The sequence below is a fragment of the Brevundimonas sp. KH_060 genome (assembly GCF_057838275.1).
Genome location: NZ_CM174463.1, coordinates 2055377 through 2079406, shown reverse-complemented (window position 1 = coordinate 2079406; position 24030 = coordinate 2055377). Strand labels below are relative to the sequence as shown.

Genomic DNA, 24030 nt, shown 5'->3' with positions numbered 1-24030 from the left:
CGCTAGAGGAAGTAACCTCGCCCGGCGTTCGAAACAAGGAGTCCCTCGTGATCCTGGAAACCCTGGAAACCCGGTATCGTGTAACCGGCATGGACTGCGCAGGTTGCGGCTCCAAGGTCGATACGGCGGTGCGGAAGCTGCCGGGGGTCACCGATGTCGTCGTGGCCGTCTCCACGGGGGTTCTGAAAGTCCAGCACGGCGACGGCTTCGCGTCGGACGGGGTGCTTCGTCAGGTGCGCAACCTGGGCTACGGCGTCGAAATCCTCGCGCCGCTGGAGCCGGTGGCGAACGGCGAACGCGCCGCGCGGTCCGATGCGAGGGCGCGCGGTCCCTGGTGGTGGACGCCCAAGGCCAGGTTGACGGCGGCCTGCGGCGTCGCCCTGGTCGCGGCCTACCTCTTCGGCGCCCTGTTCCCGAGTCTGGCGACGGGCGCCTTCCTGGTCGCCCTGGCGGTCGGCCTGGTCCCCGTCGGCTGGCGCGCGATCACCGCGGCGCGGTTCGGGACGCCGTTTTCGATCGAGATGCTGATGACGATCGCGGCGGTCGGGGCGGTCTTCATCGGCGCCGCTGAAGAGGCGGCGGCTGTCGTCCTTCTCTTCCTGATCGGCGAAATGCTGGAGGGCGTCGCCGCCGGCCGGGCCCGCAAGAGCATACAGGGCCTGACTGATCTGGTGCCCAAGACCGCCCTGGTCGAGATCGACGGCCAGGTCAGCGAAGTTCCGGCGGAAAGCCTCGCCATAGGCGCCGTCATCCTCGTGCGGCCCGGCGATCGCGTGCCCGCCGACGGGACTGTCGTGGAAGGCGAGGGGGAGATCGACGAAGCGCCGGTGACGGGGGAGAGCGTGCCGAGGCGAAAAATGGTCGGCGACCCGGTCTTCGCGGGCACCATCAATGTGGGCGGCGTCCTGCGGGTGGAGGTCACGGCGACCGCAGCCGACAACACCATTGCGCGGGTCGTGCGCCTGGTGGAGGAGGCCCAGGAATCCAAGTCGCCGACCGAACGGTTCATCGACCGCTTCTCCAAGATCTACACCCCCCTGGTGCTCGTCGTCGGCGCCCTGGTCGCGACCGTCCCGCCGCTCATGTTCGGCGGCGTGTGGAGCGAGTGGATCTACAAGGGCCTGGCGATCCTCCTGATCGGCTGTCCCTGCGCCCTTGTGATTTCCACCCCGGCGGCCATCGCCGCCGGGCTTTCCGCCGGCGCGCGGCGGGGGCTGCTGATGAAGGGCGGGGCCGTGCTCGAAACCCTGGGCAAGATCACCGCCGTCGCCTTCGACAAGACCGGGACGCTGACCTCCGGCAAGCCGGTCGTGACCGACGTCGTGGCGAACGGGTGTTCTGACGCCGAGGTGGTATCGCTCGCGGCGGCCCTGGAAACCGGCTCGAGCCACCCTCTGGCCCTCGCCATCCTTGAGCGGGCGAAAGCCGACAATGCGCCAATCCCGCCGGCTTCCGCTGCGCGGGCGATCGCGGGCGAGGGCGTCGAAGGGATCGTGGGCGGCGCGCATGTCTTTCTGGGGTCGCCCCAGGCCGCCGTCCGGCGCGCTCCGCTGTCAGCCTCTCAGGACGCGGCGATCTCGGGCTTCAACGCTGCGGGCAAGACGGTTTCCGTGGTTGTGGTCGACGGCCTGGTCATTGGCTTCCTGGCCATGAGAGACGAGGCGCGGCCGGACGCGGCGGCGGGTCTGGCCAGGCTCAAGGCCATGGGGATCCGCGCCGTGATGCTGACAGGCGACAATCGTCGCACCGCGGCGGCGGTCGCCGAAGGCCTGGGCGTCGAAGCGCGAGCTGAACTGCTGCCGCAGGACAAGCAGGGCATCGTCAAGGCGCTGCAAGCCGAGGGCCTTGTCGTCGCCAAGGTCGGCGACGGCATCAATGACGCGCCGGCGCTCGCCGCCGCCGACGTCGGCGTCGCCATGGGCGGCGGCGCCGACGTGGCCCTGGAAACAGCCGATGCGGCGGTTCTGCACGGCCGCGTCCAGGACATTCCCGACATGATCGTCCTGTCGAAGGGGGTGATGGGCAATATCCGCCAGAACATCACCATCGCCCTGGGCCTGAAGGCCGTCTTCCTCGTGACGACGGTGATCGGCGTCACTGGCCTGTGGCCGGCGATTCTCGCCGATACGGGCGCGACCGTGCTGGTGACCGCCAACGCCATGCGCCTTCTGGGATGGAAGCCGAAATGACGAGGTCGGGCTACAGGTCGCCGGCGCGGCGGCGACCCTGCCGGTTCCGGTCTTCACCTTGCGAGCGATCCGGGCGGTCTGCCCAGGCGGCCGCAGCCAGCTAGCCAGCCAGCCGGCCGGCGCCGTCCTGGACGCGCATGCCGCGCCGAGGGGAGAAGGCGGAGCGCTTCATTCCTTTTCGAGCCCAGGCCGGCCGGATGGGACGGCCAGGGGCGTCCCGGCGTCCTTCGGTCGGGACGTTGAGGCCGGCGGCCGGCCATGGTTGTGGGTTGAAGGGTTCATCTCGTTGCGCGTCGCGAAAAGGAAGGCGGAGCCGGCGACCCATAGGAGGGTGAAAAGCGCGGCCTGGACCGCCGCAGGGCGGCCGCGAGGCGAAAGGAACAGGCTGCCGCAGGCGAACAACGGCAGAACCACGCCGTAGGCGGCGTAGACGGGGATCCGGGCGACATTGAAGCCGGCGATGGCGAGGTAGAGGGCGAGGCTGGCGATGAAGACGGTGTTCAGGACCAGGAGGAAGCCGTCGAGCACGGGCCTGGGCTTGTGTCGGGCCCTCTTCATGGGACGGATGCGCTTGCCGTAGCGCCCCGGCCGCCAATTTATGGAAAGCCTGCCGCCTCCGCTGATGACCTTGCGGCTCATGTCAGTCTCCTGGGGATGTCGTGCTTGCCGCTTCACGGCGCGCCATCCAGAGACGCATGCGCACGATTTCGGACTCACGCGTCCGGATCAGTTCCTCCGCGACGCCCCTAGCGTCCGCGTCCGAGCCCTTTTCCAACTCTATCCGCGCCAGGGCGATAGCGCCTTGGTGCTGCGCGATCATCACCCGCATGAAGTCGACATCGGGATCGCCGCTCCAGGGGATGTTCATCGATTGATGCAGGCGTTCGTTGGCCTCCTTGAAGGCGCGGGTGGAAAGGGCGTCTCCGGGGATGTCGTCATGCCCGGCATGCTCGTCGATGGGCTGGGCCGTCGACGCCACGGGACGATCGGGACGGGGCGGAGCCTGTCGGGAGACCATGCCGAAGGCGAAGGCGGCCGCGCCCAGAAGGGCCGCGACGAGGGTGAGCCAGCTCAAGCGTTTCATCGATTGCGCTCCATATATCGGCCGTCAGGCCGCTCCGCCGCGATCGCGATAGGCGAGCAGGCGCAGCGCGTTGAAGACGACCAGAAGGGTGGAACCCTCATGCAAGGCGACGGCTGGTCCTATGCCCAGTCCGAGGATGGTCGCCGGCACGAGGAAGGCGACGACGCCCAGGCTGACGAAGAGGTTCTGTCGAATGACGGCCCGGGTCCTGCGGCTGAGGCCGACAGTGAAGGGGAGGTTGGACAGGTCATCGCCCATGAGGGCCACATCGGCCGTCTCGAGCGCGACGTCCGATCCGGCGGCGCCCATGGCGACGCCCACCGTCGCCGTGGCCATGGCCGGTGCATCATTGACCCCGTCGCCGACCATGGCGACCTTGGCGTCGGCCCGCAGACGCTTGACCGCCTCGACCTTGTCGTCCGGCATCAGGTCGCCCCAGGCCTCGGTCAGCCCCATCTGGCCGGCGATGGCTTCCGCGGCCTTCTGATGATCGCCGGAGAGCATGATCATCCGCCTCACGCCCAGGGCCCGCAGCCTATCGAGCGCTTCGCGGGCGGCCGGTCTCGGCGTGTCGAGCAGGCCGATGACGCCGAGATCACGTGCGCCTTGTCGCACGACCATCAGGGTGCGGCCTTGGGCGCGCAACTGATCGACGGCCTGGGTTGCCGACTGGCCGAGGGCCGCAACGCCGTCCGCGCCGAACATCTCAGGCTTGCCGATGTAGACGGTTTCGCCGTCCAACTCCGCGGCTACGCCCTTGCCGGTGAGGCTGCGCAGACTTGACGCCGTGCGTGTCGAGTTGTCGCCGAGGCGTTGAGCGCCATCACGCGTAATCGCTTCCGCGAGCGGATGATCGCTGAGGCGTTCGACAGCGACGGCGACGGCAAGCAGTTCGCGCTCTTCCACGCCTTCGAGCGGGATGATGTCTGTAATGCGAGGGCGGCCTTCCGTCAGGGTGCCGGTCTTGTCGAAGGCGATGGCCTCAATGGCTCCGAGGTTTTCCAGAGGCGCGCCGCCCTTGATGAGCACGCCGGCGCGCGCTGCGCGTGCGACGCCGGAGAGGACGGCGCTGGGGGTGGCGATGGCCAGGGCGCAGGGGCTGGCGGCGACCAGCACCGCCATGGCGCGGTAGAAGCTGTCACGGAAGGGTTCATCGACGACGACCCAGGCGAAGAGCAGGACGAAGGCCAGGGCCAGGACCAGAGGCACGAAGACGCGCTCGAAGCGGTCGGTGAAGCGCTGGGTCGGAGATTTCTGGGTTTCAGCCTCGCTCACCATTCGCACGACCTTGGCCAGGGTGGTGTCGCTGGACTTGCGGGTGGTCTCGATCTCGATGGCGCCGGCGCCGTTGATCGTGCCGGCGAAGACAGCGGAGGCCGAAGCGATAGAGGCGGGCCTGGTCCGGGCCTGGGCAGGATCGGATACAGGCTGCTTGTCGACTGGCATGCTCTCGCCAGTCACCGGGGCCTGGTTGATGCTGGTCGTTCCCGAGACGACAAAGCCGTCGGCGGGCAGTCGTTCGTTGGGACGAACCACCACCACGTCGCCAATCTCGAGACGCTCGACGGGGGTCTCCAGGATCTGGTCGCCGCGACGAACATGCGCGGTGCGTGGAGCGAGTTCGGCCAAGGCTTCGATGGCCCGCTTGGCCCGACCCATGGCGTAATGCTCCAGGGCGTGACCCAGGCTGAACAGGAAGAGGAGCAGGGCGCCTTCGGCCCAGGCACCGAGCGCGGCGGCGCCCGCCGCCGCCACAAGCATGAGCGTGTCTATCTCGAAGCGGCGCCGCTTCAGGTTCTCGAAGGCTTCCCGGACGGTGAAGAAGCCGCCTAGCCCATAGGCGCAGAGGAAGAGCGCGAGCGGAATCCAGCCGGCAAGGCCGGGCGCCAGTTTTTCCAGTGCAAAGCCGACGCCGAGCGCGCCGCCGGCCCCGAGGGCGAAGATGAGCTCCGTGTTTGAACCGAAAACGCCTCCGTGGGCGTGATCATGATCGGCATGGTCGTCGCTCCCCTCGCGGCCTTGATCATGCGCATGGTCGCCGGTCTTGCCTTCAGGTCGTTCTGACCTGGCGGGGAAGGGGGTTGTAGAGAAGCTCAGTCCATGGCCTGCAAGATTTTGCAGCAAGGCTTCACGGCTGGTCCTGGTCTGATCGAACTCCAGACGAACGGCGCCGGCCGCGTCCAGAGCGGCTTCCAGGACGCCAGGCTCATCGGTCATGGCGGCCTCGAGGGTACGGGCGTGACGGGCGTGCCGCACCCCTTCCACCCATCCGACAATATGGCCGAAGCGCTGACTGATCTCCGCCCCGGCTTGCAGGGCCTTGCGTCTGACGTCCGCCGGCGCGAGCAGGGCTGGGTCATAGTGGAGGCATAGCTGGGCTGCGCCGTCCGTCCCTGTGACGTGGACCTGGGCCAGGCCCGGCGCGCCGCTCAGGCGTTTGATGAGCCGTTCGACGCAGGCGTCGGACGCGTCCGGCGCTTCAGGGAGCAGGACGGGGATGTCCAGTCGGACAGTGTCAGACATGGCGGAGCTCCAGCTTCAAGGACTTGGGAGGAACGGGAAGGGGACTTGGGGTCGAGACGGCGCGAGCAGCTTCTGCTTCCGCGGCGGCGAGCCTGACTGCGACGCCTGCCAGAAAGGCCAGGCCCGCGAGGATCGCGGCGAGGGAGGTCACGAGGCGTTTGCGGTCCATGACCCGGCTTTCATGGCAGGTGGAGCATGACGCGTAGCCAGCCGAACTGTTGCAGGCCCTCGAGCAGTTCGAAAAGGGGGAGCGCCAGGAGGAAGAACAGTCCATCCGCGATCGTACGCAGAAAGAAGGCCGGGCGAACCGAAAGCTCGCTCTCGTCACGCCAGAGACGGGGGTTGGGCAGGAAGCGCGGGGTTCGACGTCTGTAGGCGTCGTAGGTCTCGCCGAAGGTCGCCCCCAGGAATCCTTCTTCGCGAACCACGACGATATGGAAGACGATCCAGCAGGCGGCGGCGAACACCAGTCCAACCGTCAGGCTGCCTGACAAGGCGCCGACCCCGAAGGCGCCGACGAAGCTGAAGACGTAGAGCGGATTGCGGCAGAGCGAATAGGGGCCGCTCGACACGATCTCCTGTTTCTTGCGTCCGCCGATGTAGAGCGAACACCAGGCGCGTCCGATGATGCAAACCATGATGGCGATGAGGCCGAGGTGCTCGACCGGATGTTCAAGGGCGGGTCGCGCCTTCACCAAGGAGGCCCAGGCCAGCAAGGTGAAAAGCCCGGCGAGGATGAAGAGTTTGCGCCAGCGCTGGATCGACTGAAGATCGATCGTGGAGGCGTTGGCGACGTTTGAATCAGGCTTGGTCGCATTCACTGTTGTTCTCCTTTCTTTGGCGACGCCTCAGGCGTCGTGGAGGAATTCAAATCTGCGTTTCGGGGCGAATGGCGGCGATGATCCTCCGGACAAAAAGGCCAGGACGGCTCCAGCCCAAGCCCCCCGTCCGCCGGCGACCAGAATGCCGCCGTTGGAGGCGAAGCGGCGGTCAGCTCGTGTCGGTCGCAGGCCAGGAAGCCGATCAGATAGACGGCGGCGTCGGAACCATTGTCGATCGTATTGGCCAGAGGAGCGCTGGAGCCGGCGGACACGCCGCCGACTCCTAGGCCCCACGAAGACGGCGAGGTTGGGAAACAACGCCGCCAGCAGAGTGCGACGCTGCACGGTCTGTGCTTCGTGGCCCCCGCTCATCAGTCTTCGATTCCCTCCGCCTTGCGGTGCTTGACCGCCATAGCGGCGAAGGTCGGCAGCACCAGCAAGGTCAGGGCCGTGGCGGTGATCAGGCCGCCGATGACCACGGTGGCCAGAGGCTTCTGCACCTCGGCGCCGGCCCCATGCGCCAGCGCCATGGGAATGAACCCGACGATGGCGACCAGAGCCGTGGTCAGGACCGCACGCAGACGACTGAACGCCCCCAGCAGCGCGGCGTCACGCGGGCTCTGGCCTGCTTGCAGCCGCTCCCGGATCGCCTGCATCAGCACCAGGCCGTTGAGGGTGGCGACCCCGGATACGGCGATGAAGCCGACCGCCGCCGAGACCGAGAAGGGCATGCCTCTGAGCAAGAGGGCCAGCGCCCCCCCGACCAGGGCCAAAGGCACGCAGGCGAAGACCAGGCCAGCCTCGGCGAACGATCCCAGAGCCATGAACAGCAGGATGCCGATCAGGATAAAGACCACGGGGACCACCAGGCCAAGGCGCTGTTCGGCTCGCTTCAGGTTCTCGAACTGACCGCCCCAGGTCAGGGAGTAGCCGGCCGGCATCTGGACCTGTTCCTGGACCTTCGCCTGGGCGTCGCCGACGAAGCCGCCCAGATCACGACCCCGCACATTGGCCTGGACCACCATGCGGCGGCTGCCGTTGTTGCGGCTGATCTGGTTCTGACCCTCCGCCACCTGGATCAGGGCGACCGAGGACAGGGGCACGGTCACGCCCGTCGCCGTCGTCACCGGCAGGGCGGCGAGGGAGGCGGGGTTGTTGCGTTCCGCATCCGCGAGACGGACCACCACGTCGAAGCGGCGGTCGCCCTCGAAGATCTGACCCGCCGCGGCGCCGCCGATGGCGGCCGAGACCGCTTCGGACACATCCGCCGCCGACAGGCCGTAGTTGGCGGCGGCGAAGCGGTCGACGCTGACGGTCAGGGTCGGCAGGCCCGACGCCTGTTCGACGCGCACGTCAGCGGAACCGGGCGTGCTGCGCAGGGCGTTGGCCACCTGATCCGCCGTTTTCTGAAGTTGGGCGAAATCATCCCCGTAGACCATGACGGCCAGGTCCGTGCGGACGCCCGAGATCAGTTCATTGAACCGAAGCTCGATCGGCTGGCTGAACTCGAAGCTGTTGCCCAACTGGGTCGAGGCGACCTTTTCGAAACGTGCGATCAGATCTTCCTTGGCCAGTTTGGGGTCAGGCCATTCCTTGCGGTCCTTCAGCACGATGACCGCGTCGGAAATGTTGGGCGGCATGGGATCCACCGCCGCCTCTGCCGTGCCGGTCCGCGAGAACATCGTCTTCACTTCGGGTTGGGCCTTGATGACGCGCTCCAGCGCCATCTGCATGGCGAGGGACTGTTCCAGCGAGGCCGAGGGCACGCGCAGGGCCTGCATGGCGATGTCGCCTTCGTCGAGGGTCGGGATGAACTCCCGACCCAGGGTGGTGAAGACGACGCCGCCGATCACGAGGGCGCCGATCGCCGCCGCCAGAACCGCCTTGGGGCGAGCAACCGCCGCACGAATGGCGGGCTCGATCCAGCGACGGGCATGGCGCAGGAGGAAGGTCTCATGCTCCTGCGCCTGACCGTTTTGGTCCAGGTGGATCGTCTTCGGATCACGCACCAGCAGGGCGGTCATGGCCGGGACGAAGGTGAAGGAGAAGATGAAGGCGCCGACCAGGGCCAGCATGACCGTCGCGCCCATGGGGATGAAGGTCTTGCCCTCGACGCCTTCGAGCATCAGCAGCGGGGTGAAGACCAGAAGAATGATGAGCTGGCCGAAGGCGGCCGGCTTGACCATCTGACGCGCTGCGGCTGCGGCGACGCCCAGCCGTTCATGACGGGTCAGCATCCGCCCCAGATCGGCGCGGCGCTGGCTCAGCATCAGCAGGGTGTTCTCGACCACCACCACGGCGCCGTCGACCAGAAGGCCGAAGTCCAGCGCGCCGAGGCTCATCAGGTTTCCGCTGATGCCGAAGCGGTTCATGCCGATGATGGCGAACAGGAAGCTGATCGGGATCATCAGGGCGGTGATCGTCGCCGCACGGATATTGCCCAGAAGCAGGAACAGCACGACGATGACCAGAAGCGCGCCTTCGGTCAGGTTCTTGGCCACCGTCTTGATGGTGGAGTTGACCAGGGAGGAGCGGTTCAGCACCGGTTCTGCGACGATGTCCGGCGGCAGGCTGGCGCTGATTTCCTCCAGCCGATCGGCGGCCGACTGCGCCACGGTGCGGCTGTTTTCACCCGCGAGCATCAGGGCGGTGCCGATGACCGCTTCGTGGCCGTCACGGCTGGCCCCGCCGAGGCGCGGCGCCTGCCCCATTTCGACGCTCGCCACGTCGGCGACACGGACGACCAGCCCGTTGCGGTTGACGACGGGCGCCTGGGCCAGGTCCTCGACGGTCTGGGCCAGGGCGTCCGTGCGGACGGTCAGGGCTTCGCCCGCGCGCTGCACATAGCCGGCGCCGGCCTGGGTGTTGGCCCGGTCCAGCGCCTGGATCAGATCATCAAGCCCGAGGCCGTAGCTGGCCAGCCGCGCGGGATCGGGGCGCACGGCGTATTCCTTCACATAGCCGCCGTTGACGTCGACGCCGGCCAGACCGCGTGCGGAGCGCATGCGCGGCGCGATAATCCAGTCCTGAACCGTCCGCAGATAGGTGGCGCGGGCCTGGGGTGTCGTCAGTCGATCGGCTTCGGGGGTCAGGTAGGCGCCGTCAGGCTGCCACCCGGCACGACCCGCCTTGGCGGTTCTGGCGTCGAAGGGCTTGAAGTCGACGGTCCACATCAGAACTTCGCCGAGGCCCGTGGTGATCGGCGCGAGACCGGGCTCCACGCCTGCGGGCAGGTTTTCCCTGGCCTGCGCCATCCGCTCGGCCACCTGCTGGCGGGCGAAGTAGATGTCGGTCCGATCGCTGAAGATGACGGTGACCTGACTGAAGCCGTTGCGGGTCAGGGACCGGGTGCTCTCCAGCCCGGGAATTCCGGCCATGGCCGTTTCCAGGGGATAGGTGACCTGGCGTTCCATCTGTTCGGGCGCGAGCGCCGGGGCCAGGGTGTTGATCTGCACCTGCCGGTTGGTGATGTCCGGGACGGCGTCGATGGGAAGCTTGGTGAGTTGGAACAGGCCCCAGGCGGAAATGAGCACTGTCGCCAGAACGATGAACCAGCGGAAGCGAACGGAAGCTTCAATGATGTATTTGAACATGATGCTCTTCCCCTAGTGGCCGTGCTCGGCCTCGCCCTTGGCCATTTCGGCCTTGAGCAGGAAGGCGTTGGTGGAAGCGACGCGTTCGGTTCCGGTCAGGCCGCGCAGGATCTCGGTGCGACCGCCGGCCTGACGACCCGCGAGCACCGGAGCGGCCCGGAAGCCATGGTCCGTCTGAACGAAGACCACAGTCGCTCCGTCCACGGTCTGGACCGCTTCGGAAGGGACGGTGAGGCCAGGGTCACCGGCCCCGCCTTGCGTCACTACGGCCCCCGAGACGGGCGACCCGGCGGGAGGCAGACTAGCGCCCTGGGGGCGGGCGCGAATGACGGTGGCGCCGTTGTCCTGAAGGCCGGCGTCAGCCGCCACGCCGGTGACCACGGCGTCAAACTCGCCTACGGGTCCAGTGACCCGGATTGGCGTGCCGGCGCGAACCTGGGCCGCCAGATGCGGCGGTGCATTGAAGACCAGTTCCACCCGCGCCGGGTTGGTCACTTCGGCGACCACCCCGCCCTGGGGCACGAAGCCGCCCGGTCCGACCTGCACGTTCGTCACCACGCCGGAGATGGGGCTGACCACGCTCATTCGGCCCGAGGCGTTGGGTGAGCCTGCCGCCGTCGCCCGTGCGCGCGCTGCGCGGGCCATGGCTTCAGCGCTGGCGGCTTGAGCCTGCGAGGTCTCGACTTCCTGACGGGCGACGACGCCTTGGTCGGCAAGGCTCCGATTGCGTTGAAGGGCCTGGCGAGCGGCAGTCGCAGCGGCGGCGGCGGCGTCGATGTCTGCCCTCATGGCGGCGCCTTCGCCGCTGACGAGACTGATCAGCGGTTGGCCGGCTCGGACGGACTGGCCTGGTGCGACCAGCACGCGCTCTACCGTTCCGCCGACCACCGCGCCGACGGCCGCACGGGCGTCGACCATGGCCTCGACCCGGCCGGAAAGGCGGGTCTCGCCGCCGCCGCCGCGCGAGACGGCGACCACGGCGATGCCGGCCGCCTTCTGCTGTTCGGCGGTCAGTTCGACGACGCCTTCAGGCGCTTCGCCTTCCTCTGCGTGTCCGGCTTCACCTTCGGCCTTTGCGGGCGTTGTCGCGTTCTCCGCGGCAGCCGTCTTCGGTTCCGGCTTCTGGAGCGCCAGATAGAGGCCTCCGCCGCCCAGGAGGACGAGGGCGGCGACCCCTCCGATCAGGAGGGTCTTGTTCGATGTGACTGGGCGCATCACGGGTTTCCTTGGAACGGGGCGCGGCCGTCGAGGCGCGCCAGATCGATTTCGGCGCGAACGCGCGCGAGGCGGGCGTCAACGGCGGCGGTGCGGGCGTTGATCAGGGCGGCGCGCGAGACGCGCAGCTCCAGTTGCGAGATGCGGCCGGCTTCGGCTCCGATACGCGACAGGCGATAGGCCTCCTCGGTGGAGGTCACCCCGGCGTCAGCCGCGGAAACCCGGCTTCCGGACGCCGCCAGTCGGGCGACCGCAGCCGCCCGGTCGGCGCCGGCGTCCTGCCGGGCCTGGGCCACGCGCGCTTCGGCGGCGCGGAATTCGGCGCGCGCGGCGTCGATGTTTCCGCGGTTCCGGTCGAAGAGGGGCAGGGGCAGGCTGAGGCCGACGGTGAGGGCGGTCTCGTTTTCGATGCCGAACCGGGTCACGCCGACGCTGGCTGTGACGTCGGGGCGCGCGCGGATGCGCTCGACATCAATACGGCGTTCGGCCGCCGTTCTTTCCGCTTCCGCCACGCGCACGGTCGGTACGTTGTCGGTCTGGACAGGGTTTGGTCCGACGCCGGCGTCCAGCAGGCTTGTTCCGATGGAGGTCGGAGACGCCGTCAGCATGGCGACGGCGGTCAGCCGTGCGAAGGCGGCGGCCTGTTCGGCCTTGGCCTCGTCCAGGCCTGCGCGAGCCGAGGCGGCTTCGCTTTCAGCCTGGATGCCGCGCAGGAGGGGCTCCCGGCCTTCCTCGACGAGAGCCAGGGCGGCGCGAGCGTCGGCCAGGGCCAGGGTCAGGCCTTCTTCGGCCAGTTGGGCCCGGCGCTGCGACGCTTCGGCTTCGGCATAGGTCAGGGCCAGTCGGCCCGCCGTATCCACGAGGGCGAGATCGCGACGCAGGCCCGCCGTTCCCGCCTCGGCGCGGGCCACGTTCACGCGCGCCGGACGACGACCCCAGAGTTCGAGATCCTGGCTGACGGACAGGCTGAGGTCGCCGCCGCCAAAGCCGCTATAGGGTCCAGTTCCGCCGACGTTCTCGGCGGCCATGGACAGGTTGGGGTTGGGACGGACGCGGGCTTGCCGGACACGTGCTTCGGCGGCGTCGACAAGCGCATTGGCTTCAGCCGAAGCGGGTGTCTGGTCCAGTCGGGCGAGCAGTTCCGCGTATGAGGGGGCAGGGTCGGCCCATGCCGGGCCGGCCGCGATAGTCGCCAGAACGGCGAGGGCGCAGCCGACCGCAAGGCGCGGCCGACGACGAATTGTCGAGTACATGTTTCATTTCCAGAAGTGATGAACAGAAGGGCGCGCGATGGCGCAAACCTCTGCTCAGCTTCTGGGAGGGCGTTTCAGTCCGTCGGCGGCGAATGACGTCACGCCGTCGTCGTGGGGCCGGTCGTGGCGCGCCTGGATGAAATCTACGGCGAAGCCAAAATCAGATGTCGTGTGGCGTTCCGTAGCGGTGTGATGACAATGGCCGTGGGCGCAGACACCATTCTCCCCGGGTGCGCTGTGGTCGCCGCCGGCAGGATCATGATCGACAGACTGGTGCGCGGCGGCCGGTTCCGGGGCGCAGGCGGCGGCGTCCGAGACAGGGACCACGACAAAGGCGGCGATGACCAGCGTCAGCGCCGCGAAAAGTCGTGCCAGGCTCGCCATTGACCACGTCATTGTTCCGCTAGTTAGGCTCGCGAGCTCGGCATGACAACGTGTTATAAAGTCCGGGTTGCGGCAGGTTCACGGGAATGGAAGTGTTTTCACGGCCCGTCGCCGATCTCCGTTGGCCCCGGCCAGCCTCAAGGGAGGCGGGGCTGGGCCTGTAAGGAAAACGCCAGGACCTGAGCATGGCGATCAGGTAGGCTCCTGCTTCTGACGGAGGTGCGACGCGGACAGAATGGCGACCCTGGTCCTTCCCCATGATCCGAGCTGGATGCAGAACTTCAGGGACGAGGCGCGGGTGCTGGCCGCCGCTGTCGCTCCGACCGATATCGGGCTCCACCATATCGGAAGCACGGCCGTACCGGGCATCCTGGCCAAGCCTGTCATCGACATGCTGGGGGAGACGTCCAGCCTGGGGGCGTTCGATCGGTCTTCCCGCCGCCTGGAAGCGATCGGGTACGAGAGCATGGGAGCCTTCGGGATCGAGGGCCGGAGGTATTTTCGCAAGAGCGCCGCGGATGGCGCGCGCACCCATCACCTCCATGTGTACGAAATCGGCTCGCCCCAGATCGCTCGCCACCTGGCCTTTCGTGACTACCTCCTGGCTTTTCCGGATCGGGCGGCGGCCTATTCGGAATTGAAGTCCCGGATCCTGTCCGGCGGGAGCGTAACCTATCAGGAGGCCAAGGCGGCGTTCGTCGCGGCGCTGGATGCCGAAGCCGCTGCATGGCGGAAGTCGACAGGCCGCCCATAGGGCCGTTTCGCCCCGGCTTCGGACGGTCATTCCTTCCCTGAATACGGCGAACAAGGGCGAGGTTGGCGATGAGCGAAGCCCCCCGTGCGAGGGACTGTTCTAGTGCGACATGAGCCAGGACAGGTCAGGGTCGCTCTGCAGGCCGCTGGTCATGCCGCCCCAGAGGCGTTGCGCCAACGCCCCGCGACCGAAAGCTCCCGTGACGATCAGGTCGGCATGGAGACGGCGGGCTTCGGCGAGAAGGTCTTGCGCGCCCGTGGCGCCCGATGTCGCCGGGACATGACGGACGGCGGCCGTCACAGCGTGCCGTTTGAGATGAACGGCGACGTCTCCAAGTCGATCCGGATCGACCTCGTCGCCGACCCCGATCACGGTCACGGTTTGTGCGCGCTTGAGCAGAGGCAGGGCGTCATGCAGGGCGCGTCTGGCCTGAGGCGCGTCTTTCCAGCCGATGACGGCATTGCTGAAGTCGCCGCTAGCGTCTGCCTGTCCAAGACGCAGGACGGGGCCGCCGCCGTGGATGGCAAGCTCGCCGGGGGCGGCCAGAAGACAGTCGGTCGGCGGCGGCGACGAGGTGACGAGCAGGTCCGCGGCGAGCAGGTGATGGCGCAACAGGGGGGCGGGCTCCGCCATGCCGGAAAGCCATGCGGCGGCTTTCGAGCCGGCGCCTAACACCGAAAGAAAGGCGTCGTGGGCGCTGGCGAGGGCGGCGTCCATTCTTCGCGTGTCCTCCAGGACTGACAGGGGCGAACTCGTCACGGCCGTCCTGAGCGCCGACGTCCGGGGCCAGGCGAAACACACCGCCGTCAGCCGGGCGTCGAACCTCGCCGCCAGATCGCGCGCATGTTCCAGCGTCTGGACGAGATCGGACCTCGGGGTCGCATCCACGATGATGTCACGATAGGTCATGGCTGTTCTCCTGTAGGGACAGCCTGCGCCGGCAGTCGCAGGCTGTCGAACCTGATCCGCAAGCCTGCCCTGCGGGAGGCGTTGTCGCCTTGATCCAGATCACGCCTCAGCTGGCAGGATCCTTGATGCATCCCGATCATCCCGCGCTAGCGCTCCAAGGACCCGTTCCGGAGCCGGCCGGACATGATGTTCGGCGGGCCTATGAGAACAGAACCCTGGTCGATCATGAATGTTGCGAGACGATGCAGGTTCGCCAATGATCAACACGGGGCCGATCGGCGCCGACGAGGAGCAGACCATCATGGCTGAAGGACATGCTCATGGCGCGGGGGCCAGCAGCAAACGCCTGATGTGGGCGCTCGCCCTGACGTCGGCCTTCCTGATCGCTGAGGTCGTCGGGGCGGTGGTGTTCAAGAGTCTGGCCCTGCTGTCGGACGCGGCCCATATGTTTACCGATGTCGCCGCCCTGGCGATCGCGCTGGCGGCGATCAAGATCGGAGAGCGGCCGGCCGACGCCGTACGCACCTTCGGCTATCGCCGGTTCGAAATTCTCGCCGCCGCCTTCAACGCCGTCCTGTTGTTTCTGGTGGCGGGCTACGTCCTCTATGAAGGGGTGCTGCGCCTGGTTGCGCCCGAACCCGTCGGTTCTGTCGGGATGTTGGTCGTGGCCTCTCTGGGCCTGGTCGTGAACCTGGTGTCGATGCGACTGCTGGCCTCGGGAGCGAGCGCCAGCCTGAACGTGAAGGGGGCCTATCTCGAGGTCTGGGCCGACATGCTGGGTTCGGTGGGGGTGATCGGGGGCGCCCTTCTCATCATGCTGACGGGCTGGACATGGATCGATCCGGTCGTCGCGATCGGCATAGGCCTCTGGGTCTTGCCGCGGACCTGGATGCTGTTGAAGAACACCACCCATATCCTGCTTGAAGGCGTGCCCAAGGGCCTGTCGCTGGAGGCGGTGCGAGCGACGATCGCCGCCGTCCCTGGCGTGGCGGAGGTCCACGACCTGCACCTTTGGGGCGTGAGCAGCGACGATGTGAACGGCTCGGTCCACCTGGTGCTCGCGCCGGGCCAGGCGCCGGAACCGGTGCGCCGCGCGGTGCTGGGGCAGATGAACGACGTCCACGGCATCGACCACGCCACCGTCCAGATCGAGACCGGCGCGGGCGGCGACCGGGATGGGGCCGGCCACGGGCCTGTTCCTCATCGATGACGTTGAAATCGGCTCGTCAGCCCCGATCTCTGAGCGAACGATCCATAGTCACGAGGGCTTGCAATGACCCAGAGCGATGCGGGCGAAGGCCATTGGCGCAAGGTCTATCGCGAGACCGGCGCCGACGCCGTGAGCTGGTTTGAAGCCGAGCCCAACGCGTCACTTGAGGCGCTGGCCCGGGCAGACGTGTCTGACGCCCGATCTTTCGTCGATGTCGGGGGCGGCGCCTCCCGGCTGGTGGACCAACTTCTGGATCGCGGATGGTCCGACCTTACGGTTGTCGATATCGCGTCCGAAGCCCTGGCCGTCTCACAGGAGCGGTTGGGCGAACGGGCGCCCGGCGTGAGCTGGCTCGCGGTCGATATTTCGGCGTGGACGCCGTCCCGCACCTTTCAGATATGGCATGATCGGGCGGTGTTTCACTTCATGACCGAACCCGAGCAGAGGGCAGGGTACAAGAGGGCCCTGCGCCTAGGCACGACCGAGGGCTCGCTGGCGATTATCGCGACGTTCGCCATGGACGGCCCCGAGCGGTGCAGCGGCCTGCCGGTTCGACGTTACGATGCGCGCGCTCTGGCCGCGGAGTTTTCCGACCATTTCGAAATGATCGATAGCTGGCAGGATGACCATGTTACGCCGACCGGCAAGGTGCAGCCCTTCCTCTGGTCGGTGTTGAAGCGATCAGCCTGAGGCTTGGATGAGCCGGGGCGGGCGGCGTCAGACGCCTTCGGCATCAATGGCGCGCCGCAGCCAGGTCCGCGAGAATGGGGCAATCAGGTCGATCGTCGCCTGCGCAACAACGCGCCAGGGTCTCCAGGGGGTCGGCCATGGCCTGCATTTCGGCGATCCGGGCATGAAGGTCGGCGACGCGTTGCTCGGCGACGGCCCTGACCTCCCGGCTGGGCCGCGTCCGGTCGCGCCACAGGGAGAGCAGTATGACGATCTCCTCAATCGAGAAGCCGAGCGTGCGGGCGCGGCGTATGAACCGGAGCTCGTTGATGTCGCGATCGCCAAAGGCGCGATAGTTGCCGCCGGTGCGTTCCGCCGGCCGGATCAGCCCGGTGGATTCGTAGTAGCGGATCATCTTGGCGGACACGCCCGTGGCGCGGGAGGCTTGGCCGATATTCACGCTGGAGCTCCCGTAATGCGGCGCCTGACCTTCAGCGCCTGATCAGTTCAGCAGCTTGGGCTTGTTTCCGTCTGCATCATCGGTCTTGATGGGCAGTCCAGCATACGCTTCCAGCGCGTCTTGAACCACAGACTTCAAGAGACGCGGCTGGACGGAAGCTGACAGGAGTGACGCCATGCCGACGGCCCACGACCCTCACCAGAGCCATGCTCACGACGGTATTTCGCATGAAGGCGGGAAGGCGATCGATCCGGTCTGCGGCATGGCCGTGGATGCCGCCGCCGCCCAGCATCGCGCAGAGCACGAGGGACACGACTACGTCTTCTGCTCGGCGGGCTGTCGCACGAAGTTCATCGCGGATCCGGCCCAATACCTGGGCAAGGCGTTGAAGGCGGCTCCGGCGCCGCCAGGGACGATCTACACCTGTCCGATGCATCCGCAGGTGCGTCAGGAGGGGCCAGGTAACTGTCCGATCTGCGGCATGGCGCTGGAGCCCGAGACGGTCACCGCCGAGGCTGCGCCCAATCACGAGCTGATCGACTTCACGCGGCGGCTCTGGATCGGCGCCGTCCTGACCTTGCCGGTCGTAGCCCTCGAGATGGGCGGGCATCTGACGGGACTGATGGACCGGATTCCCGGGCAGACGTCGAACTGGATCCAGTTCGGCCTGGCGACGCCGGTGGTCCTGTGGGCCGGCTGGCCTTTCTTCGAACGGGGATGGAAGTCTGTCCTCAATCGAAGCCTCAACATGTTCACCCTGATCGCCCTCGGCGTCGGGGCGGCCTGGATCTACAGCCTCGTCGCCGTGCTGGCGCCGGGCCTGTTTCCCTCGGCCATGCTGCGCATGGACGGCAGCGCGCCTGTCTATTTCGAAGCGGCGGCGGTGATCACGGTGCTGGTCCTGGTCGGCCAGGTTCTGGAGTTGCGAGCGCGCGAGCAGACCTCGGGCGCGATCCGGGCCCTGCTCGACCTCACGCCCAAAACGGCCCGGCGCGTGCGCGACGACGGCGCCGACGAGGACGTGACGCTCGACCTTGTGGCGGTCGGCGATCGGCTGCGGGTCCGCCCGGGGGAAAAGATCCCGGTCGATGGTGAAATCCTCGAAGGGCGCGTGGCTATCGACGAGTCCCTAGTGACCGGGGAATCCATGCCGGTCACCAAGGAGGCCGGGGCCAGGGTCATCGCAGGCTCGTTGAACAAGACCGGCTCCTTCCTCATGCGCGCGGACAAGGTCGGCGCCGACACCCTTCTGGCCCAGATCGTCCAGATGGTGGCCCAGGCCCAGCGCAGCCGCGCACCCATCCAGCGCCTGGCCGATCTGGTCTCTGGCTGGTTCGTGCCGGCCGTGGTCGGCATCGCCGTCGTCGCCGCCATCGTCTGGGGTCTGGTCGGGCCAGACCCGCGCCTGTCCTACGCCCTGGTCGCGGCGGTGTCGGTGCTCATCATCGCCTGCCCCTGTGCGCTGGGTCTGGCCACGCCGATCTCGATCATGGTGGGGGTGGGGCGCGGGGCGCGCGCCGGCGTCCTGATCAAGAACGCCGAGGCGCTGGAGCGGTTCGAGAAGGTGGACACCCTGGTGCTCGACAAGACCGGCACCCTGACCGAGGGCCGTCCTTCGGTCACCGTGATCAAGTCGGCGGATGGCTTTGACGACGTCGAGCTTCTTCGCCTGTCGGCCAGTCTGGAGCGGGGCAGCGAGCACCCCCTGGCCGACGCCATCGTGCGCGCGGCGGCGGATCGTAACCTGACGCTCTCGGAAGCCAGTGAGTTCGATAGTCCGGTGGGGCGCGGCGTCACCGGCCTGGTCGACGGCCGTCGACTGTTCCTGGGCAATGCGCGCTATCTCAAGGGGGCTGGCATCGACGTCGCAACCCTTGAGGCCGAGGCTGAAGCCCTGAGAGAGGACGGCGCCACGGCCATCTTCGTCGCCGTCGACGGGCGCGTCGCCGGCGTCCTTGGCATCGCCGACCCGGTGAAGGCCACGACTGCGGACGCCATCCGTGACCTCAAGGCCGCAGGCCTTCGGCTGGTGATGATGACAGGCGACAACCGCACGACCGCGCAGGCGGTCGCCCGCCGTCTGGGCATCGACGACGTCCGCGCCGAGGTTCTGCCCCAGGACAAGGCCTCGGTCGTGGAGCAGCTTCGATCCGAAGGCCGCGTCGTGGCGATGGCCGGCGACGGCGTCAACGACGCCCCGGCCCTGGCCGCAGCAGACGTCGGCGTCGCCATGGGCGCCGGTTCCGACGTGGCCATCGAAAGCGCCGGGGTCACCCTGCTGGGCGGCGACCTCCAGGGCATCGTCCGGGCGCGACATCTGTCCAGGGCCGTCATGGGCAACATCCGCCAGAATCTGCTGTTCGCCTTCGGCTACAACACCCTGGGGATTCCGGTCGCGGCCGGGGTCCTCTATCCGGTCTTCGGCCTGATGTTGTCGCCGGCGCTGGCGGCTCTGGCCATGGCGCTGTCCTCGGTCAGCGTCATCACCAATGCGCTGCGTCTCAGGGCGGTCAGGCTGTAGGCGACGTATCGCGAGGAGGTCCCCGTGTGGATGTTTCCGGTCTTGAGGGGAAAGCTGCGCGCTTGCGTATTCATGAGAGAGGGGCGCTTCCTCAAGGAGAAACACATGAACCGTTTCAAGATCGCAACCCTGGCCGGCGCGGCCGCCGCGCTTTCCCTGTTCGCGGGTCAGGCCGACGCCCACGCCCGCCTCGTCAGCGCCACCCCGGCGGCCGGCGCCACCGTCGCGGCCCCGCGGACCATCAGTCTCACCTTCAGCGAGCGCGTGGCGCCGGCCTTTTCCGGCTTCGACGTCGCCAACGCCCAGGGAACCGTCATTCCTGTTCAGGCCCAGGTCTCCAAGGACGGCAAGACGCTGAGCGGCACGCCGCGCACAGCCCTGGCGGCCGGCGCCTATACGGTCAACTGGCGTGTGGCTTCGCCCGACGGCCACCGCATGACAGGCTCCACGACCTTCATCGTGCGCTAGGCCGTGCTCGAGATCTCGGTCGTCCTCCTGAGGCTGGCGCAGTATCTGGGCGCCATGCTCCTGCTGGGCGTGCCCCTGTTCTTCGCCCTGAGGATGCCCTTGTCCGCCGCGGCCGTCGAAAGATGGCCGCGAAAGACCTTGCTCGCTGCGGCTTTCGTGACCGCGATCGCCTCGCTCGCGGCTCTGGTTCTGCAGACGGCTGTCATGGCGGGATCGATGACGGAAGCGCTGAAGCCGGCGTCTCTGTCCTATATGGCCTTCGACATGGAGATCGGCCGCGCCTTCCTGGCGAGAGCGGTGGTCTCCGCCCTGGCCGGCGTCCTGCTTCTTGTGCTGCGTCCAGGCCGGGCGAGCTGGATCGACCTGACGGTGCTGGGCGTGGTGGTTTGCGCCAGTCTGGCCTGGACGGGCCATGGCGCCGCTACCGAGGGCGCCCTGGGTGCCGTTCACCTCGTGGCGGATGTCATCCACGCCTTCGCCGCGGCCATGTGGCTGGGCGCGCTCGCGGCGCTGGGCCTGTTTCTGACTATTCCTCACGGAGATCCGGAACGGGACCGGCTGACGCATGACGCCCTGCACGGCTTTGCAGGCATGGGCACGCTTGCGGTCGGGCTTCTGGTCGCGACGGGTCTGGTGAACACCTGGTTCCTGGTCGGTCCGGACCGACTGGGTGCACTGCTGACGACGGCCTACGGCCTGCTGTTGAGCGCCAAACTGGCGGTCTTCCTCGGCATGCTGGCCCTGGCCGCGTCCAATCGCTTCGTCCTCACGCCCTGTCTTCATCGCGCCCTGGAGGATGAGAGCCAGAAGCCGTCGGCGATCCGCGCCCTGCAGCGCAGCCTGGTGCTGGAGACGCTCCTGGCGGTCGTCCTTCTGGGGCTTGTCGCCATGATGGGAACGCTTGCGCCGCCCGCCGCCATGATGATGTAACGTCATCGCGCGCGACACGGCCTGCGTCGCCTTCGGGCGCCTCGGAGCGATGAAGTCCTCCCCTTGCGTCGTCAGCGCGGGGGAGGGCGTTCCCTAGCCTAACTTGACCCGTGTCTCGTTCAGGAAGGTGTAGTCCAGCAGGAAGAGGTTCTTGGGCGCAGGTCCCTTCCGGATGCGGCCAGAGGTGTCGTAGTGGGAGCCGTGGCACGGGCAGAACCAGCCGCCGTAGTCGCCCGTCCCGAAGGTCGGAATACACCCCAGATGGGTGCAGACGCCGATCAGGATCAGCCATTCGGCCTTCCCGGGTTTGTGACGGCTGGCGTCGGTCGCCGGGTCGCGCAGAGGCGCATCGTCGTCGGCGACCGCCTCGGCGATTTCCTTGGGGGTGCGGTGGCGGATGAAAACCGGCTTTCCGCGCCATTTGACCACGATCTGCTGGCCGAGCTGGACCTTGCCGTAGTCGACCTCGACCGAGGATAACGCCAGGGTGTCGGCCGCCGGGTTCATGGAGTTGATCAGGGGCCAGAGCGCCATGCCGACGGCGCCGACGGCCATGGCTCCAGCCGCGACATGGATGAAGTCCCGACGATCGGAATCGTCGACGGTGGACGGGGTCTCGGTGGTTTCAGGAGAAGGCATTCGAGTTCCTCTCGAATTGGATCCTTCGCAGGTCCCTCGTGGCCGTCTCAATCGGCGGCGCGACCTCAGCCTTCAGAGCGCGACGGACCTGATCCTCATGGATCAACGTCTGGCTGGTCTTGGCTGTTCCCGGCCTTGCGCTGAAGAAGGGGCCGGGAACGGGGCGCGCCAGGGCGTGGGGCGCGATCCGGGCGGGTATCAGGAGGCGGGTCGCGGCGCCCGGGTCGAGGAGTGGTAGCTGACGATGCGCCATTCGCCGTCGCGCTGCCTCAGGACGCTCGTGGCGACGCCGCGACGTTCGACCGGAGCGCGGCCGGCCGTCTTGAAGGCGATCCGGAAGCGATAGGTCTCCGTCGCATAGGCGACGTCGCCGACGACGGTCGCCTTGGTCACATGATCCTGGAAGGCGAAGCTGGAGAATTCCTCGAGCTCCGGGGCGAGGTGATGGGACAGGTACTGGGAGATGGAGCCCTCCGCGCTGCCCTGTTCGAAGACCTGGGCGTCGGGCCAGAAGAAGGTTTCGGAGCGGGAGGCGCTAAGCGCCTCGAGCGCGCCGCGGTAGCCGTCCAGCACGGCGACCACTTCGGTTTCTGCGGTCGTTTGCGTGGTCGTTTGCGCCAGCGCGGGCGCCGCGACCAGGGCCGGAGCGGCGAGAGCGGCGACGGCGATGATCATGGAACGATAAGTCAAAGGGGTCTCCTTGGTCACTGTGAACGAAACGGCTTGGTTCGGGTCGGGGCGGGTTGGGGCGTGGGGCTGCGTCGGGCGAAGAGCCGACGAAGGATGCGCCGACCGGGCCGCTCCAGGCCCATACGAAGGCGGTCCGGGCGAGTAAGAGCGCGAGGAGCCGGGCGAGCTTCCAGGGACTCGTCCGATCTGAACCCACAGGCGAGGGTCGTATCCAGGCACGTGATGACCATGCTTTCGCCCCTCCCGGCGAAGACCCCCTCTAATTCCCCTACGCACGGTCTGGCTTGGGCCCCTCAAAATACGCCACAGTGAGCGGACGGCCCCCGTCTTGAGGGATGAGCGCCGGGTCATGCGTATCCTCAATAAGAACGTCGAAAGGCACCGATCATGGATGATCTAGAAAACTGGCTGAGGCGCGCGGCGCCCGGCGACGGCGTGTCGCTCGATCGACTCGAGGAAGACGTCTGGAGTCGCGTAAGAGCGATCCAGGCCCAGCGGGCGACCGACCGGATCCGCGTGGCCGCGGTCGCCGTCGCCCTCGTGGTCGGACTCGCCAACGGCGGTCTCGGGGCGAAATTCGCTCAGACGACCGCATCGGAGATGGCGATCTTCTCGATGGCGGCGACGTCGCCCCTGGTTCGCCTGGAAGCGGGCTGATGGCGATCGCCTGGAAATCCATCGTCGTGACGGTCGCGCTGGCTGCCGCAGCGAGCGGGGTCGGCGCATGGGCCGGCGCCACCTGGGTGCTGAACAAGCAGACGCCGCCGTCCCTGCACGAGATCGTTCATAATGATCTTGATCTGTCGCCTGAGCAGCACAAAAAGATCGAAGCCATAGAAACTCGGTTCGCTGGACAGCGCGTCCTGCTGGAAGGCCGCGTCCAGGCCGCCAATCGCGAGCTGGCCGAGGCGATCAGGGTCAGCAATGGCGACAGCCGGGTGGTTCAGCCCGCCGTCGATCATTTTCACGACGCCATGGGCGACCTGCAACAGGCGACCATCGCCCACATCTTCGAGATGCGGACGGTGATGAACGACGCCCAGGCGCGACGCTTCGACCGGAGCGTTGTCGAGGCGCTCACCGCCGACGCTCAATAGCGTCCGTGCAGGAGCGCCCCCCCCTGCAGACGAGAGCGGCCCGCGGCGACGTCGTGGCCTTTGAAACGCTCGTGGGAGAGACCAAGGCGGGTCTCTACAGGTTTGTCCGTCGCTATGTCGGCGACGCCGACGAAACCTATGATCTCGTTCAGGAGGCCTATGCCGCCGCCTGGCTGGCCATCCGCCGCTATGATCCGGAACGGTCCTTTGAAGCCTGGCTGAGGACGATCGCCATCAACAAATGCCGGGACTGGAGCCGCCGTCGCAACATCCGCAGGCTGTTCATGGGCGGAGCCGACCTTCAGTCCGCCGAGGCCATGGCTGTGGCGGATGACGAAGTCGGCGCGGAAGACCGGTACGAAGCCCTCGAGCAGGCGCAGCGCCTGCATGCGGCCATCGCCGCCCTGCCGCCCAAGCTGAAGGAACCCCTGCTGCTGACCGCGATCGAGGAACGCAGCCATCCAGAGGCCGCCGAAATCCTCGGCCTGTCCGTCAAGGCCGTTGAGATGCGGGTCGCCCGGGCGCGCCAGAAGCTGTCCCAGCAGTTCCGGGCCGGCCTGGCCGACTGATCCGCTGGAACCGCGTCCGCGTTCCGGACTTGCTGCACCGACACCTCTGAGG

At 67.6% G+C, this 24030-nt stretch carries 24 protein-coding genes; 10 read left to right on the top strand and 14 right to left on the bottom strand.

Annotated elements, in window-relative coordinates; all coding sequences use genetic code 11:
* The first annotated feature begins 47 nt into the window (after positions 1–47).
* A complete protein-coding gene (locus AC3IPP_RS10225; protein ID WP_489148913.1) occupies positions 48–2189 on the top strand; it encodes a heavy metal translocating P-type ATPase in 2142 nt (713 codons plus the stop codon).
* Between the two features lie 168 nt (positions 2190–2357).
* Here the strand turns inward: AC3IPP_RS10225 and AC3IPP_RS10220 are convergent, their stop codons facing one another.
* The 10 genes from AC3IPP_RS10220 to AC3IPP_RS10175 form a co-directional block, all read right to left on the bottom strand.
* The gene (locus AC3IPP_RS10220) at positions 2358–2828 is read right to left on the bottom strand and encodes a hypothetical protein (protein WP_489148912.1); all 471 of its coding nucleotides are present in this window, start codon (positions 2826–2828) and stop codon (positions 2358–2360) included.
* A 1-nt stretch (position 2829) separates the two neighbouring features.
* Entirely contained in the window at positions 2830–3273 is a 444-nt protein-coding gene (locus AC3IPP_RS10215) for a DUF305 domain-containing protein (protein ID WP_489148911.1), read from the bottom strand.
* A gap of 24 nt (positions 3274–3297) precedes the next feature.
* On the bottom strand, positions 3298–5796 hold the full coding sequence (locus AC3IPP_RS10210) for a heavy metal translocating P-type ATPase (RefSeq protein WP_489177394.1): 2499 nt from the start codon (positions 5794–5796) through the stop codon (positions 3298–3300).
* Positions 5789–5965, bottom strand: coding sequence for a hypothetical protein (locus AC3IPP_RS10205; RefSeq protein ID WP_489148909.1), 177 nt, complete (start codon positions 5963–5965; stop codon positions 5789–5791). The genes AC3IPP_RS10210 and AC3IPP_RS10205 overlap by 8 nt, the downstream gene beginning before the upstream one ends.
* Positions 5966–5975: 10 nt before the next feature.
* Entirely contained in the window at positions 5976–6617 is a 642-nt protein-coding gene (locus AC3IPP_RS10200; RefSeq protein WP_489148908.1) for a methyltransferase family protein, read from the bottom strand.
* Positions 6614–6889: a hypothetical protein gene (locus tag AC3IPP_RS10195; protein ID WP_489148907.1), complete on the bottom strand. Its 276-nt coding sequence runs from the start codon at positions 6887–6889 to the stop codon at positions 6614–6616. The genes AC3IPP_RS10200 and AC3IPP_RS10195 overlap by 4 nt, the downstream gene beginning before the upstream one ends.
* A 99-nt stretch (positions 6890–6988) precedes the next feature.
* Positions 6989–10210 (bottom strand): efflux RND transporter permease subunit, encoded by a 3222-nt coding sequence (locus tag AC3IPP_RS10190; protein ID WP_489148906.1) that lies wholly within the window; start codon positions 10208–10210, stop codon positions 6989–6991.
* A 12-nt stretch (positions 10211–10222) separates the two neighbouring features.
* Positions 10223–11425 carry an efflux RND transporter periplasmic adaptor subunit gene (locus AC3IPP_RS10185; protein ID WP_489148905.1) on the bottom strand — a complete coding sequence of 401 codons (1203 nt, stop codon included), beginning with the start codon at positions 11423–11425 and terminating at the stop codon, positions 10223–10225.
* Positions 11425–12678, bottom strand: coding sequence for a TolC family protein (locus AC3IPP_RS10180; protein ID WP_489148904.1), 1254 nt, complete (start codon positions 12676–12678; stop codon positions 11425–11427). Before AC3IPP_RS10180 ends, AC3IPP_RS10185 begins: the two co-directional genes overlap by 1 nt.
* 54 nt (positions 12679–12732) lie before the next feature.
* Positions 12733–13062 (bottom strand): hypothetical protein, encoded by a 330-nt coding sequence (locus AC3IPP_RS10175; RefSeq protein ID WP_489148903.1) that lies wholly within the window; start codon positions 13060–13062, stop codon positions 12733–12735.
* 235 nt (positions 13063–13297) lie between these two features.
* Here AC3IPP_RS10175 and AC3IPP_RS10170 point away from each other — a divergent pair, with 235 nt between their 5' ends.
* The gene (locus AC3IPP_RS10170; protein ID WP_489148902.1) at positions 13298–13816 is read left to right on the top strand and encodes a GrpB family protein; all 519 of its coding nucleotides are present in this window, start codon (positions 13298–13300) and stop codon (positions 13814–13816) included.
* Between the two features lie 99 nt (positions 13817–13915).
* On the opposite strand, the gene AC3IPP_RS10165 is transcribed toward AC3IPP_RS10170, so the two are convergent.
* Complete coding sequence (locus AC3IPP_RS10165) at positions 13916–14725, bottom strand: universal stress protein (RefSeq protein ID WP_489148901.1); 810 nt, start codon at positions 14723–14725, stop codon at positions 13916–13918.
* A 256-nt stretch (positions 14726–14981) separates the two neighbouring features.
* Between AC3IPP_RS10165 and AC3IPP_RS10160 the strand changes: the two genes are divergently transcribed.
* Positions 14982–15935, top strand: coding sequence for a cation diffusion facilitator family transporter (locus tag AC3IPP_RS10160; RefSeq protein ID WP_489148900.1), 954 nt, complete (start codon positions 14982–14984; stop codon positions 15933–15935).
* Positions 15936–15998: 63 nt separating this feature from the next.
* On the top strand, positions 15999–16625 hold the full coding sequence (locus AC3IPP_RS10155; RefSeq protein WP_489148899.1) for a class I SAM-dependent methyltransferase: 627 nt from the start codon (positions 15999–16001) through the stop codon (positions 16623–16625).
* A 43-nt stretch (positions 16626–16668) separates the two neighbouring features.
* Here the strand turns inward: AC3IPP_RS10155 and cueR are convergent, their stop codons facing one another.
* On the bottom strand, positions 16669–17064 hold the full coding sequence (gene cueR / locus AC3IPP_RS10150) for a Cu(I)-responsive transcriptional regulator (protein WP_489148898.1): 396 nt from the start codon (positions 17062–17064) through the stop codon (positions 16669–16671).
* Positions 17065–17239: 175 nt separating this feature from the next.
* Here cueR and AC3IPP_RS10145 point away from each other — a divergent pair, with 175 nt between their 5' ends.
* The 3 genes from AC3IPP_RS10145 (at position 17240) to copD (ending at position 20983) form a co-directional block, all read left to right on the top strand.
* A complete protein-coding gene (locus AC3IPP_RS10145; RefSeq protein WP_489148897.1) occupies positions 17240–19585 on the top strand; it encodes a heavy metal translocating P-type ATPase in 2346 nt (781 codons plus the stop codon).
* Positions 19586–19690: 105 nt separating this feature from the next.
* A complete protein-coding gene (copC, locus tag AC3IPP_RS10140) occupies positions 19691–20053 on the top strand; it encodes a copper homeostasis periplasmic binding protein CopC (RefSeq protein WP_489148896.1) in 363 nt (120 codons plus the stop codon).
* A 3-nt stretch (positions 20054–20056) separates the two neighbouring features.
* A complete protein-coding gene (gene copD / locus AC3IPP_RS10135) occupies positions 20057–20983 on the top strand; it encodes a copper homeostasis membrane protein CopD (protein WP_489148895.1) in 927 nt (308 codons plus the stop codon).
* A gap of 93 nt (positions 20984–21076) precedes the next feature.
* Here the strand turns inward: copD and petA are convergent, their stop codons facing one another.
* Complete coding sequence (gene petA, locus AC3IPP_RS10130; RefSeq protein WP_489148894.1) at positions 21077–21622, bottom strand: ubiquinol-cytochrome c reductase iron-sulfur subunit; 546 nt, start codon at positions 21620–21622, stop codon at positions 21077–21079.
* Between the two features lie 198 nt (positions 21623–21820).
* Entirely contained in the window at positions 21821–22312 is a 492-nt protein-coding gene (locus tag AC3IPP_RS10125) for a nuclear transport factor 2 family protein (protein WP_489148893.1), read from the bottom strand.
* A 387-nt stretch (positions 22313–22699) separates the two neighbouring features.
* On the opposite strand from AC3IPP_RS10125, the gene AC3IPP_RS10120 reads away from it, so the two are divergent.
* The 3 genes from AC3IPP_RS10120 to AC3IPP_RS10110 are packed head-to-tail and all read left to right on the top strand — an operon-like array spanning position 22700 to position 23978.
* Positions 22700–22969: a hypothetical protein gene (locus AC3IPP_RS10120; RefSeq protein ID WP_489148892.1), complete on the top strand. Its 270-nt coding sequence runs from the start codon at positions 22700–22702 to the stop codon at positions 22967–22969.
* A complete protein-coding gene (locus tag AC3IPP_RS10115; protein WP_331033259.1) occupies positions 22969–23409 on the top strand; it encodes a periplasmic heavy metal sensor in 441 nt (146 codons plus the stop codon). The genes AC3IPP_RS10120 and AC3IPP_RS10115 overlap by 1 nt, the downstream gene beginning before the upstream one ends.
* 5 nt (positions 23410–23414) lie before the next feature.
* Entirely contained in the window at positions 23415–23978 is a 564-nt protein-coding gene (locus AC3IPP_RS10110; RefSeq protein ID WP_489148891.1) for an RNA polymerase sigma factor, read from the top strand.
* The last annotated feature ends 52 nt before the right edge of the window (positions 23979–24030 follow it).